Here is a 13,405-nt window from a genome sequence, read left to right on the forward strand (position 1 = left end):
ATTCGGTAAAGGTCGCCTGCGAACAGAGCGGCTTCATCTCCGCCTGCTGCTCCGCGGACTTCCATGATAACGTTCTTGTCATCATTCGGATCTTTAGGAATCAATAATATTTTCAAACGCTCTTCCAGTGCATCAATCTGCTCTTCAAGCTCGGATACTTCTTCTCTAACCATTTCACGCATATCAGCATCAAGCTTCTCATCAAGCATCGCCTTCGCATCTTTATGCTGCTCATTGATGTCTTTATATTCGCGGTAGGCCTCTACCGTCGCTTGAATGTCTGACTGCTCTTTTGAATATTCTCTTAGCTTCTTTGGGTCATTCACAATTTCCGGATCACTCAACAGTTCATTTAACCTGTCATAGCGATCTTCCACTGCTTGTAAACGATCGAACACAGCTATTCACCTCAATTTTAATCCATAACAGTCTAATTATATTATATGGTGTAGGTAAAAACAAGAAGCTTCAATCGGAATGGCCCCTCTGATGTTTGTGTTTTGATTATGTAAAATTGGAATTAGAAAAAAGGCAAGCAGACTCCACTTCATCTACTCGCCTGCATTATCTTATCGTTCCGTTATCTTTACATTCACATTATAACGAGGCAGCGCCTGTTCAAGCTTTTTCTTTAATTTCGCTTCCTGTTTATCCGTCTGTTCAGCGGTCATTTCATCCTTCGTATGAGCAGTCACCCACATCTGCTCTCCGTTGATCCAGACTTCATCCGCTCTAAAATCGGAATACTCATTCACCACCTCGCGCGCTTTATCTTCAAAAACGCCGGTCGTCGTAGAAGTCGTCCCCTCGCTGCTTGTCAGATTCGGCAGATTGGGATTTTGATTCATATCTTCTCCACTTGTTACATTATTCGGATCGTTATCCATATGAGTGTTGCGGTTATCTATAAATCGAGTGCCCCCGTCATCATTATGCATCCCGTACTCAGACTCCTGGTTCACATTACCGCAAGCCGTCGCGATCATGAAAAGCACAGTGAAAAATAGTGCAAGCATCATCCTTTTCATTGTCAAAACACCTCCTGCTGTTACTTTTTCCTTCAGGAGAGTGGTTATGCGAGGGTAATTTTGGTTGGTATTCATTGCCGACACGATGGCAGCAGTGTTTTAACTGAATGGCGATCAAACAGCTGCTACTTAAAAATAATGCTGCTGCTTTGGACAAATTCCGCCTTGTACATCTCTAAATGTATCGTGATCTGGCTGTAATCGGGGTACTGATAAACACAATCCTGCCACTTTAAATGTAAATACTGCCAAGTCCGGCGATAATCCTGCCAATCCAAGTCTTGATTATGCCAAAATCACAGGTATTCCTGCCAGAATGAACATTAATTCTGCTTTTTAACAAAAAAACCCATAAGAACCCCGCCCGTCACTTTGCAAGTATCCATGAAAATTCACATTGAGGATAAATCAATCTCATTTGGAGTTCCGTCCTCTTCGACTTAAATTGGCTGACCGAAATGTCTCCAGGGGTGGACCAAGACCCAAGCACAGAGTTCGAAAACAAAAAAACCGCCTCCATCAGGAAACGGCTTTAACAATATAATTAGACTTCCTTCACCATATCAGGTGATACACTAATACCCTTTGGGACCTCATGGTGATGGCGGCATCTTGGTTCGTAGGCTTCGGATGCGCCGACAAGGATGACCGGATCGTCGTAGCCTGCCGGTTCACCGTTGATCAGGCGCTGTGTCCGACTAGCAGGAGAGCCGCAGACGGCACATACCGCTTGAAGCTTGGTCACTTGTTCTGCAATGGACATGAGCGCGGGCATCGGACCGAACGGTTCTCCGCGGAAATCCTGATCGAGTCCGGCAAGGATCACGCGGTATCCGCTGTTCGCAAGTTTTTGTACGACATCCACAATGCCTTCGTCAAAAAATTGGACCTCGTCGATCGCGACGACATCCACCTGCGGGTTCAGATCCTCAAGGATGACATCCGATCCCTCCACTGCCTTTGCAATGACCGATGTACCATTGTGAGATACGACGGATTCATCACTATAGCGATTATCTAATTTTGGCTTATACACGGCAATTTCCTGCTTTGCAAATTGAGTGCGTCTGACCCGGCGAATGAGTTCTTCTGACTTTCCAGAGAACATGCTGCCGCAAATGACTTCTACCCAACCGGTTTGCTTCATGACATACACGAAAGCGTCTCTCCTTTCTAACCCCTTAATATGAAAAAGCGGCCGTTCACTTGCGTCCTTTTTATAAATAATTTATAAGAATAATGGCTGTTATCAACTGAAAAAGGACACCGCCGCTAGATGATCTATTGTTATAAAGCATTCCTTTATGTATAGAAAAAATGCTTATTAATCACGAATTTGACAGAAAAAAAGAGGCACAGTTCTTATCAAAAAACCGCCTCAATCTTGTCTTTAGGTAATAAAAAACAGGCAAGCATAATTTCCTTGCCTGTTTTTATACAGTGAAGAGAAGAGTCAAAGACCTTTCAACCCTTTAGTCCATTATGCTAGGCACATGAATCAAAGGGCAGAACATGTCTTTGATCTTCTGGTTCTTCATTATTGTTGTTGTTGTTTAAGACCGTATTTTTTGTTGAAACGGTCAACACGTCCACCAGCGTCAGCGAATTTCTGACGGCCTGTGTAGAATGGATGGCATTCAGAACAAACCTCAACGCGCATATCTTCTGCTACAGAACCAGTTTCAAATTCGTTACCGCATGCACAATTAACTTTGATCGTGTTGTACTTAGGATGAATTCCTGATTTCATTACTTTCATCTCCTTCCGCCCTGAATCATCTGAAACAGAGTAATTTATTACGAAGATATATATGCGATATGAGCATAAGCATGGTAGTAATTACCAGCCCCTTACCGCATCCAATTTTAAAAACACATTGATTACATTATAACAAGGACATGCCGTTTTTGCAACCTAATAAAATGGAAGTTACGGACATGAAAATCACTTGACTACCAGATTAACGCTTCTTGGCTTCTTCTGTCAACACTTCGAAGAATTCGTGATTCGTTTTCGATTGTTTCAGCTTACGCATCAGCTTTTCTGCGAAATCAGGCTGATCGGACATGGCTTTGCGGATTGCCCATAATTTATCAAGATGATCCTGCTGGATAAGAAGTTCTTCTTTACGGGTACCGGAACGTCGGATGTCGATTGCCGGGAAGATACGTCTTTCAGCAAGAGAACGGTCAAGATGGAGTTCCATGTTACCTGTTCCTTTGAATTCCTCATAAATGACGTCATCCATACGGGAACCTGTGTCGACAAGTGCCGTTGCTAGGACAGTCAAGCTGCCGCCTTCTTCAATGTTACGGGCAGCCCCGAAGAAACGCTTCGGCCGGTGGAATGCTGCCGGGTCGATACCGCCGGACAGCGTCCGTCCGCTTGGCGGGATCACAAGGTTATATGCACGTGCAAGACGGGTGATGCTGTCCATCAAGATGACGACGTCACGCTTATGTTCAACGAGACGCATCGCACGTTCAAGAACAAGCTCCGCCACTTTAATGTGGTTTTCAGGGACCTCGTCAAACGTTGAGGAGACAACTTCGGCTTCCACCGAACGTTCGATATCGGTTACTTCCTCAGGACGCTCATCGATCAAGAGGATGATCAGTTCCGCTTCAGGATGATTCGTCGTGATCGAATTCGCGATCTCTTTTAACAGCATGGTTTTACCTGCTTTAGGCGGTGCGACGATCAGGCCACGCTGACCGAAACCGACCGGCGCCACCAAGTCCATTATGCGAGTCGAAATCTTATTCGGAGTAGTTTCAAGCATCATTTGACGATCTGGGTATAAAGGAGTCAGGCCAGGGAAGTGAACACGTTCTTTTGCTGCTTCAGGCTCTTCCCCATTGACCATCTCTACATGCAGAAGTCCGAAATAGCGCTCATTTTCTTTTGGCGGACGCACTTTACCAGACACTTTGTCCCCGTTACGCAGATCGAAGCGGCGGATCTGGGATGCAGAAATATAAATATCTTCAGAGCTTGGAGAATAATTGATCGGCCTTAAGAAACCAAAACCTTCTGATTGGATGATTTCAAGGACACCTTCCATGAAGAAGAAGCCTTCCTGCTCCGCCCTTACTTTCAGTATGGCAAAGATGAGTTCTTTTTTTGTTAATTTACTATAATAAGAAACTTTGTACTTTTTTGCCAGCTCATAAAGCTCTTTCAGCTTCATATTTTCTAAGCTGGAGATTGTTAATTCTTCCATTATGACACCACGCTTTAATAATTTGGTTGCTGCTTTGAAAGTTGAATTGAATCAGGTGATTTGCATGTTGTCTTGTTTACCCTCATGAAGGACAAAACAATCTATGTAAAATGACCCTATTAAAAAACTGAAGAAATTAGGTGAAGCATAAAAAGAGATTGCTGAAGAAAAAACCTTATCTATTTTAACCATAATTATCGTAAAAGCGCAAGGTACCCTTTTCAACTGTTGCCAACTGTTCATTTCTTTTCGCTTTTTCCGTGAAATATTGTCTGTTTGAGAAAAAATAGGAAGGTAAGTGTAGCCTTTATCACCTGTGAAGGGTAGATGCGGGTGATAAGATGCTGAGGGAGAAAGGCAGGCCCTCCTCCTCGGCTATCTTTTTGAAGATTTCTCTTTTATCTTGCCAGGCTTTGTAATGCCGCTATTGATTTCGGTGGAAGACTTCATTTCCGAATCAACCGCTGGAACGTTTAATTCTCACAATGAGTCTCCCGAAAACAGCATTTTTATATTATCTAATAACCAAATTCGGCTTCTTCTGAAGGCTGTGTCGGCCGTCGATGAAGCGGACTGTACCGGATTTTGCACGCATGACGACTGAGTGTGTCAATCCGTACGTTCCTTTCAATTGAACACCTCTTAGCAGCTCTCCGTCGGTTACACCTGTTGCAGCGAAAATGGCGTCGTCTCCGGTTACAAGGTCTTCCATGCGTAAAATCTTATCGACATCAAGTCCCATGCCGATACAGCGCTGAAGTTCGGCGTCGTTTTGAGGAAGCAGTTTCCCTTGGATTTCCCCGCCTAGGCATTTGAGTGCCACAGCAGCAAGTACACCTTCAGGGGCTCCGCCTGATCCGAATAAAATGTCAACTCCAGTGTGGTCGAATGCTGTATTCATCGCACCGGCTACATCTCCGTCATTGATCAGCTTGATGCGTGCACCCGCTTCTCTCAATTGCTGGATGATGTGCTGGTGACGCTCGCGATCCAGTACTGTTGCCACTACGTCTTCGATATCTTTATTCTTTGCTTTAGCCACAGCTTTCAAATTATCGATAACAGAAGCATTGATATCGATTTCACCAACTGCTTCCGGACCTACCGCAATTTTATCCATATACATATCCGGTGCGTTCAGCAGGTTTCCGTGATCGGCAACCGCCAGGACTGCAAGCGCGTTCCAGCCTCCGGATGCAACAATATTCGTGCCTTCCAGCGGATCAACTGCTACATCGACGCGGGGACCGTATCCAGTCCCAAGTTTTTCACCGATATACAGCATTGGCGCTTCGTCCATTTCCCCTTCGCCAATCACGACAGTTCCCTTCATTGGTACGGTATCAAATACGTTACGCATCGCAGAAGTCGCAGCATCATCCGCTTCATCCTTCTTTCCGCGTCCCATCCATCTAGCCGATGCAAGAGCAGCTCCTTCTGTTACTCGAACCAGCTCCATTGATAAACTTCTTTCCATGTATACAGCCTCCCGAATTCCCTTTTGTAAAGCTCTTTTTGCATACTTTACAGCATTAAAATACTGCGTATGGGTACAATAAATCTAAATTGTATAACATATTAACAGATTTATTGTAACACATTTATCGGGTCAGAGAGACCTTTTTTCGAAAAAACCGGGTCCAATCCTTCTCAAACCTGAGAATTTTTTCAAATGGTCTTTAGGATTTTAATTGTTCAAGCTCTTCGGCTGACATCTTCTCCCGCCAGATTGTTGCGCCTAGTCCTTCGAGCTTTTCGACGAGATCACTGTAGCCGCGGTCAATGTGTTCAAGTCCTGTGACTTCAGTGATTCCTTCTGCCATCAGGCCTGCAATGACAAGTGCCGCTCCTGCCCGCAGGTCGCTCGCTTTCACTTTGGCACCCTGCAGCTGAATCGGACCATTAATGATGGCTGAACGGCCTTCTACTTTAATCGTGGCGTTCATGCGTCTTAACTCGTCGATATGCTTGAAGCGTGCGGAATAAATCGTATCCGTTACGACAGCGGACCCTTCCGCTCTAGTCAGAAGAGCTGTGAACGGCTGCTGGAGGTCAGTCGGGAATCCAGGATAAACCAGCGTCTTGATATCAACGGACTTAAGCTTGTCCGCTCTGCCGATAAAGATTTGATCATCGTTCGTTTCAACAGGGACGTCCATTTCACGAAGCTTCGCAATCACTGATTCCATATGTATCGGAATGACATTGTCGATCAGGACGCCTTTACCTGCTGCGGCGGCAAGGATCATGAAAGTTCCTGCTTCGATTCGGTCAGGGATGATCGTATGGCGGCACCCTTGCAGTTCATCGACACCGTCAATGCGGATTACATCCGTTCCTGCTCCTTTGATCTTCGCTCCCATGTTGCTGAGAAGTGTTGCCACATCGATAATTTCAGGTTCTTTTGCTGCGTTTTCAATAATGGTGCGGCCTTTTGCGCGAACAGCAGCCAGCATGATATTGATTGTTGCGCCTACACTTACGACATCAAGGTAAATGCGGGCACCTTTCAATTCATCGGCACGGAGATAGATTGCTCCCTGTTCATTCGTCACTTCGGCACCGAGCGCTTCAAATCCCTTGATATGCTGGTCAATCGGGCGGGGTCCTAAATGACAGCCTCCCGGAAGACCGATGACTGCCTTTTTGAAACGTCCGAGCATCGCTCCCATCAGATAATAGGAAGCACGGAGTTTTTTTACTTTTCCGCTCGGAAGCGGCATGGAAACCATTTCACTCGGATCCACACTCATTTCTCCATCGTCGAAACTGACCGTTCCGCCGATTTCTTCGAGCAAGTCCTGCAGCGTACGCACGTCCGAAATGTCCGGCAATCCTTCAATCGTCACCTGTGAATCAGCCAGAATCGTGGCCGGTATAAGCGCGACAGCACTATTCTTTGCACCACTGACTTTTATGGTTCCTTCAAGTGGATAACCACCTGCAATCTTTAGCTTTTCCATTTTAATCTCCCTTCCACTGTTTAGTGGTGGAGAGAGGTTCCCGTCCTATTCGGGAACTCGTTCTCCAGCACGTAACAAAAAGGATTATTTTTCCATATGAAGACGGTCTAAGAAGTGTATTGTCTACTAGTTTATACATATTTCGTCAAAACATGTATAGGATTTTCGTTTTTTTTATCGAATGTCATTCTTCTGTGCTTGATCCGCAAATACTATCGGTTGTTCCAGTCATTCAAGAAGGCTTCTATTCCTTTATCCGTCAGTGGATGATGGAATAACTGCTTCAATACTTTAAGAGGTACGGTTGCAATGTGTGCCCCACGGAGCGCAGCTTCTGTAATATGCTGCGGATGACGGGTCGACGCCGCGATGATTTCTGTTTCAAGTCCGTGGATCGCGAAGATTTCAGCAATAGTAGAAACGAGTTCAAGGCCATCCTGACCGATGTCATCCAGTCTTCCTAAGAAAGGAGAAACATACGTAGCACCAGCGCGGGCTGCCAGAAGCGCCTGATTGGCACTGAATATCAACGTGACATTGGTCTTGATTCCTTCTTTGGAAAAAGTGGATGCAGCTGTAAGTCCGTCAGGTGTCATCGGCAGCTTGACCGTGATGTTCGGAGCAATTTTCGCCAGTTCACGGCCTTCCCTGATCATCCCTTCCGCATCAGTTGCGATGACCTCTGCACTTACAGAACCCGGGACAAGTTCGGTGATTTCTTTCAAACGCTCTTCAAATGTGACACCTTTTTCCTTTGCCACAAGGGATGGATTGGTCGTTACACCTGATACGATTCCCCATTCAAATGCTTCTCTGATTTCTTCCATGTTTGCTGTATCAATAAAAAATTTCACGATTATTACCCCTTTTTCGACAAAATTTTCAATCTTTTTATAATGAACGGAGAGGACTGACCCAAAAAGGCATTACCCTCCCCTGGTGCCAGTCCTCTCCAACTGCTTCATTCTTTTTCTACCACGCCGGAAAAGCACCTAATCTGACCAGCGTCACTTTCCAGACATTACCTCTATTCATTACGCTTGGTTAGAAGAACCGAATTCACGCATTTTACCGATAACTGTTGCTTTGATCGCTTCACGTGCAGGACCCATATATTTACGTGGATCATACACTTCTGTGTCTGCCGCAAGCACTTCACGCACTTTCTTGGCAGAAGCGATTTGGTTTTCAGTATTTACGTTGATTTTAGCTGTCCCGTAAGAGATCGCTTTTTGGATATCTTTTGTAGGGATACCAGTTCCGCCGTGAAGTACTAAAGGTACTCCGGTAGCAGCGCCGATTTCTTCCATTTCTTTGAAACCAAGGTTTGGTTCTCCTTTGTAAGGACCGTGCACTGAACCTAATGCAGGAGCAAGTGTGTCGATACCTGTACGCTCAACCAGCTCTTGACATTCTTTAGGGTCCGCATAGATAACGCCGTCTGCTACTACGTCATCTTCCTGCCCGCCGACCGTACCAAGCTCAGCTTCAACAGAAACACCTTTAGAGTGAGCATACTCAACCACTTTGGAAGTGATTTCGATGTTCTCTTCGAAAGGACCGTGAGAAGCGTCGATCATGACAGATGTGAAGCCTGCATCGATCGCTTCTTTACATTTGTCAAAGCTTGAACCGTGGTCCAGGTGGATCGCAACAGGTACTGTGATGTTCAAGTCTTCCATAAGACCTTCAACGATTTTCACAACTGTTTTGAAACCGCTCATGTAACGTGCTGCACCTTCAGATACACCAAGGATAACAGGTGATTTCTCTTCTTCAGCTGCTTGAAGGATCGCTTGAGTGAACTCAAGGTTGTTCAAGTTGAACTGACCAACAGCATAGCTGTTTTCTTTTGCATTGATAAGCATGTCTTTCATTGAAACTAAAGGCAAATTGATTTCCTCCTTTTATTCAGTCAGTGTGCCATTTTCGGTAAGGTTAATGGAAGTTTGTTCACACCGATTAACATTGTTAACAATTTCACTTGTATCATACCAAAACATAATTCATTTTACCAACTGATGAGGCTATTTGTAAAAAATACTACTATTTTCACTATTCTAACTATGGAATTAAACTGGAATGTACTGTCTTACCGCTTGTCTGATATCATCAATATCAAACGGTTTCGCAAAATGCGTCAATGCACCCAGGTCCTTCGCTTCCTGTATCATATCAAGCTCCCCGTATGCGGTCATGATGATTACACGGATATCCTGATTCTTCTTCTTCATCCGCTTCAGGATTTCAATTCCATCCATACCTGGAATCTTCATATCCAGAAGGACAAGGTCAGGGGAATGCTTATCTGCGATCTCGAGTGCCTGCACACCATTTGCCGCTTGAAAGGTTTGGTAGCCTTCCTTCTGCAACACTTCATTTAATAGAATACGAATACCAAACTGATCATCTACAATAAGTATCTTTTCATTCATATGGCTTAATCCCCTTTTTAAATAAAATGAAATATGTACCTGCTGTAAGCTTCGATAGCAGCTTATAGTTTTACCGAGTTCGTACGCTTTTTTTTCCTTTCCCCGACTTAAAGTACTACATTTCTATTACTTCTATCAATACCGCGGAAATTCCTGCTTTTTCTCCATTATTTTACTTACACCCATTCCTCCCTTTATAATAATCGATACAGCATACGTTGTCGAAGTTGGATCGGCTGACTGATAAGGAGTGTAAAGATGATTAAGATGTTCACAACCCAATTATCCGGGTTATTTAAACGCATCTCTGAAAAACAGGAGTTTGAAATCGAAGATGCTGCGAGGCTGCTTGCACAAGCAGCTGTCGGACAGGGATCGATTTATATTAAAGCATTTGGGGAAATGGAAGCTGTGACTGCAGAAGCATTATACGGGGCAGAACCGCTGCCTTCTGTTAAAAAATACGATGAGTCTGCGGCGTTGACTGAAGCTGACCGGTTGCTGGTCGTGACCCGCTTGTCTTCGGACGGGGATGCGGTCGAATTTGCAAAGGCGCTGGCGGCTGATGGTGTCTCATTCGTAGGGATTTCCGGCGTGGTTGGTGAAGGAGGGTTGGACGAGCTTGCCGACCTTCACCTCGACACCAACGTAATCAAAGGACTGCTCCCGGGAGAGGAAATCGGCGAGCGGGTGTGTATGCCAGCGAGCATGGCAGCGCTCTATATCTACTTTGCGCTGGGATTTGTCATTCGCGAGATGTTGGAGGAATACGAGGATTAATGTTGAGTAGAGGATGGCCCGGTCCACATTAAGTGGGACGGGCCTTCTTTTCGTTGATATGTTGCGATGGGTCTCAACAATTTCATGGAAGATATATTAACATATATGGGCGAACTACCTATTCCCCAACAATATTTCGGTACACTCACACCGTGCTTATACCCACCTCCGTATTTCCCTGTCCCAGTGCTTTCCTGCAACCAAAAAAACCGCTCCCCAGTAAAGGAGAGCGGTCCTAAGAGTAAATGAATTATTTCTCACCAAAAGCCAGACTTGCTTCAACAAAATCTCTGAACAGCGGCTGAGGACGTGTCGGGCGTGATGTGAATTCCGGATGGAATTGGGATGCCACGAACCATGGGTGATCTTCAAGTTCGATGATCTCCACAAGGCGTCCGTCAGGGCTTGTTCCAGAAAAGATGAAGCCTGCGTTTTCCATTTGCTCACGGTAGTGATTATTGAATTCGAAGCGGTGGCGGTGACGCTCGTAAACCACTTCTCCATCGTAAGCCGCGTATGCTTTTGAACCTTTTGTCAATTTACATGGATACAATCCCAGGCGAAGGGTCCCGCCAAGATCTTCGATGTCCTTTTGTTCAGGCAGCAAATCGATGATCGGGTAAGGTGTATCAGGATTCAGCTCAGCAGAATGTGCTCCATCAAGTCCAAGGACATTGCGTGCATACTCTACAGACGCAAGCTGCATCCCAAGGCAGATCCCAAGGAAAGGCACTTTGTTTTCACGTGCATATTGAGTGGCAGCGATTTTCCCTTCAACACCCCGGTCACCAAAGCCTCCAGGCACCAGGATTCCGTCTGCGTCTCCAAGCTTTTCTGCAACATTTTCAGCATCTACAAGTTCGGAGTTCAGCCATTTCACTTCGATATCACTATCGAACTGGTAGCCTGCATGACGAAGTGCTTCGACGACGGAAATGTACGCATCCTGAAGTTCAACATATTTTCCGACGAGTGCGATCTTCGTTTTACGTGAAAGATTCGTTACCCGATTCACTAGCTCATTCCACTCAGTCATTTCTGCTTCACGGCAATTTAACTTCAGGTGCTGGCATGTGATTTCATCCAGTTTCTGATCCTGCAGCGCAAGTGGTACAGAATATAGGGTGTCTGCATCCATCGCTTCGATTACTGCGTTCTTGTCGATATCACAGAACAGCGCAATTTTATCTTTCATATCCTGGGTCATCGGCATTTCTGTACGAACGACGATGACATTTGGCTGGATTCCAAGACTGCGGAGTTCTTTTACGCTGTGCTGGGTCGGTTTTGTTTTCATTTCACCAGCAGCTTTGATGTAAGGCACCAATGTACAGTGGATGTACATCACGTTTTCACGGCCAACATCACTCTTGATCTGACGGATTGCTTCAAGGAATGGAAGAGACTCGATGTCCCCGACCGTTCCGCCGATTTCAGTGATGACCACATCTGAATTCGTTTCGCGTCCTGCACGGTATACTCGATCTTTGATTTCATTTGTGATATGCGGAATGACCTGAACCGTTCCACCCAGATAATCACCGCGGCGCTCTTTTTTCAGAACAGTAGAATAAATTTTACCTGTTGTCACAGAGCTGTACTTCGTTAGGTTGATGTCAACGAAACGCTCATAGTGACCCAAGTCGAGATCCGTTTCCGCACCATCATCGGTTACGAATACTTCACCATGCTGATAGGGACTCATTGTCCCCGGATCCACGTTGATGTATGGATCGAATTTCTGGATCGTCACCGTAACCCCGCGGTTTTTTAATAGTCTTCCCAGGGACGCTGCTGTGATCCCTTTTCCAAGTGACGACACTACGCCGCCTGTTACGAATATATACTTAGTCATGTATATGTCCCCCTTTTAAGATGATTTGGTTCAAAAAAAGTAGAGGGTGTCTCCTATGTATCCTTGTCATGAAGTTATCTTGTTCAAAGAAGGAGTAGTCCATTCCCGCAAAATAAAATCATGGGCAAAAAACAGCTAAAAGACAGCCTCTTATTTATCATTAAGTAGATATTATAAGGGGAAGAGAAAACTTGAATCAGCCTGCATTCTTCATATAGGCTGCCCTGTAAAAAATAAAAAACGCCCCGCTTACCAATTGGTAAGGGGAGCGTTGAATACTCTATTCGTCCTTTTTTAAGGAGCCCAAATAAAATACTACCTTCCTAAATGAAAGAAGTCAAGCATAGAATGAGTAACAGAAAATTTCCTAATTCACAGAAAAATTAACTCTTTTCTTTCTCATCCTCGTCATCCGATTCTTCTTCCTCTTCGTCGATTTCATCGATCTCATCGATCTCCAGCTCTTCCTCGTCATCATCGACATCAACATCTTCAAGATCATCGTCAGTTTCATCGACATCTACATCGTCATCATCTTCTGTCAAATCATCGTCGTCATCTGTATCGTCAAGATCATCATAATCAAGATCGTCATCAAGGTCTTCCTCATCAAGATCATCGAATTCGTCCAGATCAAGGTCTTCCTCAACTTTCTTCTTCGCTTTTTTCTTTTTGCTCGATTTCATGGTTGGAACGGTTTCTTCTTCGATTTGATCAACCGGATACCATTCACGGAGCCCCCAGCGGTTATCGCCAAGCGCAATGAAACGTCCGTCGATGTTCAGATCTGTATAAAATTGAACCATGCGGCTTTTAGCCTTTGATCCAGAGATTTCAAGTAAACTTGTAATTTCTTTCAACAGTTCTTGAAAAGTCACGGCTTGTTTCTTATCTGTCATAATCTCATGTGCCAATTCAATAAAAGATGTCTGGCGCAATTCTTCTTTCGATAACTGTTTTAGACTCACTTTACGCACTTCCTTTCTCTATTTCACACTCTATGAAGAGAGTCACTAAAGCTCGAGCATCGCCCGGATCAATCAACCGGACGCAGATATGCCCCCTGTTTATATGTAGGGATAGAAAAAATGGCATAATCCCGCCATTATCATTTTAAAGC

General features: G+C 44.8%; 13 protein-coding genes. 1 reads left to right on the forward strand and 12 read right to left on the reverse strand.

Annotation, left to right across the window (positions count from 1 at the left end; genetic code table 11):
• The 10 genes from HP456_RS11525 to HP456_RS11570 form a co-directional block, all read right to left on the reverse strand.
• Positions 1 to 398 (reverse strand): PCRF domain-containing protein (locus tag HP456_RS11525; RefSeq protein ID WP_172251178.1); only part of this gene is annotated, 398 nt, incomplete at its 3' end.
• Positions 399 to 569: 171 nt separating this feature from the next.
• Entirely contained in the window at positions 570 to 1,028 is a 459-nt protein-coding gene (locus tag HP456_RS11530) for a hypothetical protein (RefSeq protein WP_172251180.1), read from the reverse strand.
• 544 nt (positions 1,029 to 1,572) lie between these two features.
• Positions 1,573 to 2,184, reverse strand: coding sequence for a thymidine kinase (locus tag HP456_RS11535; RefSeq protein WP_172251182.1), 612 nt, complete (start codon positions 2,182 to 2,184; stop codon positions 1,573 to 1,575).
• Between the two features lie 381 nt (positions 2,185 to 2,565).
• Positions 2,566 to 2,778, reverse strand: a complete 213-nt coding sequence (gene rpmE / locus HP456_RS11540; protein WP_172251184.1) for a 50S ribosomal protein L31 — start codon at positions 2,776 to 2,778, stop codon at positions 2,566 to 2,568.
• Between the two features lie 211 nt (positions 2,779 to 2,989).
• Positions 2,990 to 4,252: a transcription termination factor Rho gene (gene rho / locus HP456_RS11545; protein ID WP_172251186.1), complete on the reverse strand. Its 1,263-nt coding sequence runs from the start codon at positions 4,250 to 4,252 to the stop codon at positions 2,990 to 2,992.
• Between the two features lie 514 nt (positions 4,253 to 4,766).
• Positions 4,767 to 5,729, reverse strand: a complete 963-nt coding sequence (gene glpX, locus HP456_RS11550) for a class II fructose-bisphosphatase (RefSeq protein WP_172251188.1) — start codon at positions 5,727 to 5,729, stop codon at positions 4,767 to 4,769.
• 202 nt (positions 5,730 to 5,931) lie between these two features.
• Positions 5,932 to 7,215: a UDP-N-acetylglucosamine 1-carboxyvinyltransferase gene (murA, locus tag HP456_RS11555; protein WP_172251190.1), complete on the reverse strand. Its 1,284-nt coding sequence runs from the start codon at positions 7,213 to 7,215 to the stop codon at positions 5,932 to 5,934.
• A gap of 212 nt (positions 7,216 to 7,427) precedes the next feature.
• Positions 7,428 to 8,069 (reverse strand): fructose-6-phosphate aldolase, encoded by a 642-nt coding sequence (gene fsa, locus HP456_RS11560; protein ID WP_172251192.1) that lies wholly within the window; start codon positions 8,067 to 8,069, stop codon positions 7,428 to 7,430.
• A 180-nt stretch (positions 8,070 to 8,249) separates the two neighbouring features.
• Positions 8,250 to 9,107, reverse strand: coding sequence for a class IIb fructose-bisphosphate aldolase FdaB (gene fdaB, locus HP456_RS11565; RefSeq protein WP_172251194.1), 858 nt, complete (start codon positions 9,105 to 9,107; stop codon positions 8,250 to 8,252).
• Positions 9,108 to 9,287: 180 nt separating this feature from the next.
• Positions 9,288 to 9,650 carry a response regulator gene (locus tag HP456_RS11570; protein ID WP_032086947.1) on the reverse strand — a complete coding sequence of 121 codons (363 nt, stop codon included), beginning with the start codon at positions 9,648 to 9,650 and terminating at the stop codon, positions 9,288 to 9,290.
• 258 nt (positions 9,651 to 9,908) lie between these two features.
• Here HP456_RS11570 and HP456_RS11575 point away from each other — a divergent pair, with 258 nt between their 5' ends.
• Complete coding sequence (locus tag HP456_RS11575) at positions 9,909 to 10,430, forward strand: DUF2529 domain-containing protein (protein ID WP_172251196.1); 522 nt, start codon at positions 9,909 to 9,911, stop codon at positions 10,428 to 10,430.
• A gap of 250 nt (positions 10,431 to 10,680) precedes the next feature.
• On the opposite strand, the gene pyrG is transcribed toward HP456_RS11575, so the two are convergent.
• Positions 10,681 to 12,285, reverse strand: a complete 1,605-nt coding sequence (gene pyrG / locus HP456_RS11580; protein ID WP_172251198.1) for a CTP synthase — start codon at positions 12,283 to 12,285, stop codon at positions 10,681 to 10,683.
• 383 nt (positions 12,286 to 12,668) lie between these two features.
• Complete coding sequence (gene rpoE / locus HP456_RS11585) at positions 12,669 to 13,253, reverse strand: DNA-directed RNA polymerase subunit delta (RefSeq protein ID WP_172251200.1); 585 nt, start codon at positions 13,251 to 13,253, stop codon at positions 12,669 to 12,671.
• Positions 13,254 to 13,405: the final 152 nt, after the last annotated feature.

It is taken from the genome of Bacillus haikouensis (assembly GCF_013179555.1).
Classification (GTDB): domain Bacteria; phylum Bacillota; class Bacilli; order Bacillales; family Bacillaceae_B; genus Rossellomorea; species Rossellomorea haikouensis_A.

Excerpts from the sequence above, each read along its gene's own strand:
- HP456_RS11530 (WP_172251180.1), bottom strand. The coding sequence starts at position 1,028 with ATGAAAAGGATGATGCTTGCACTATTTTTCACTGTGCTTTTCATGATC.
- rpmE (WP_172251184.1), bottom strand. The coding sequence starts at position 2,778 with ATGAAATCAGGAATTCATCCTAAGTACAACACGATCAAAGTTAATTGT.
- rho (WP_172251186.1), bottom strand. The coding sequence starts at position 4,252 with ATGGAAGAATTAACAATCTCCAGCTTAGAAAATATGAAGCTGAAAGAG.
- glpX (WP_172251188.1), bottom strand. The coding sequence starts at position 5,729 with ATGGAAAGAAGTTTATCAATGGAGCTGGTTCGAGTAACAGAAGGAGCT.
- murA (WP_172251190.1), bottom strand. The coding sequence starts at position 7,215 with ATGGAAAAGCTAAAGATTGCAGGTGGTTATCCACTTGAAGGAACCATA.
- HP456_RS11570 (WP_032086947.1), bottom strand. The coding sequence starts at position 9,650 with ATGAATGAAAAGATACTTATTGTAGATGATCAGTTTGGTATTCGTATT.
- HP456_RS11575 (WP_172251196.1), top strand. The coding sequence starts at position 9,909 with ATGATTAAGATGTTCACAACCCAATTATCCGGGTTATTTAAACGCATC.
- pyrG (WP_172251198.1), bottom strand. The coding sequence starts at position 12,285 with ATGACTAAGTATATATTCGTAACAGGCGGCGTAGTGTCGTCACTTGGA.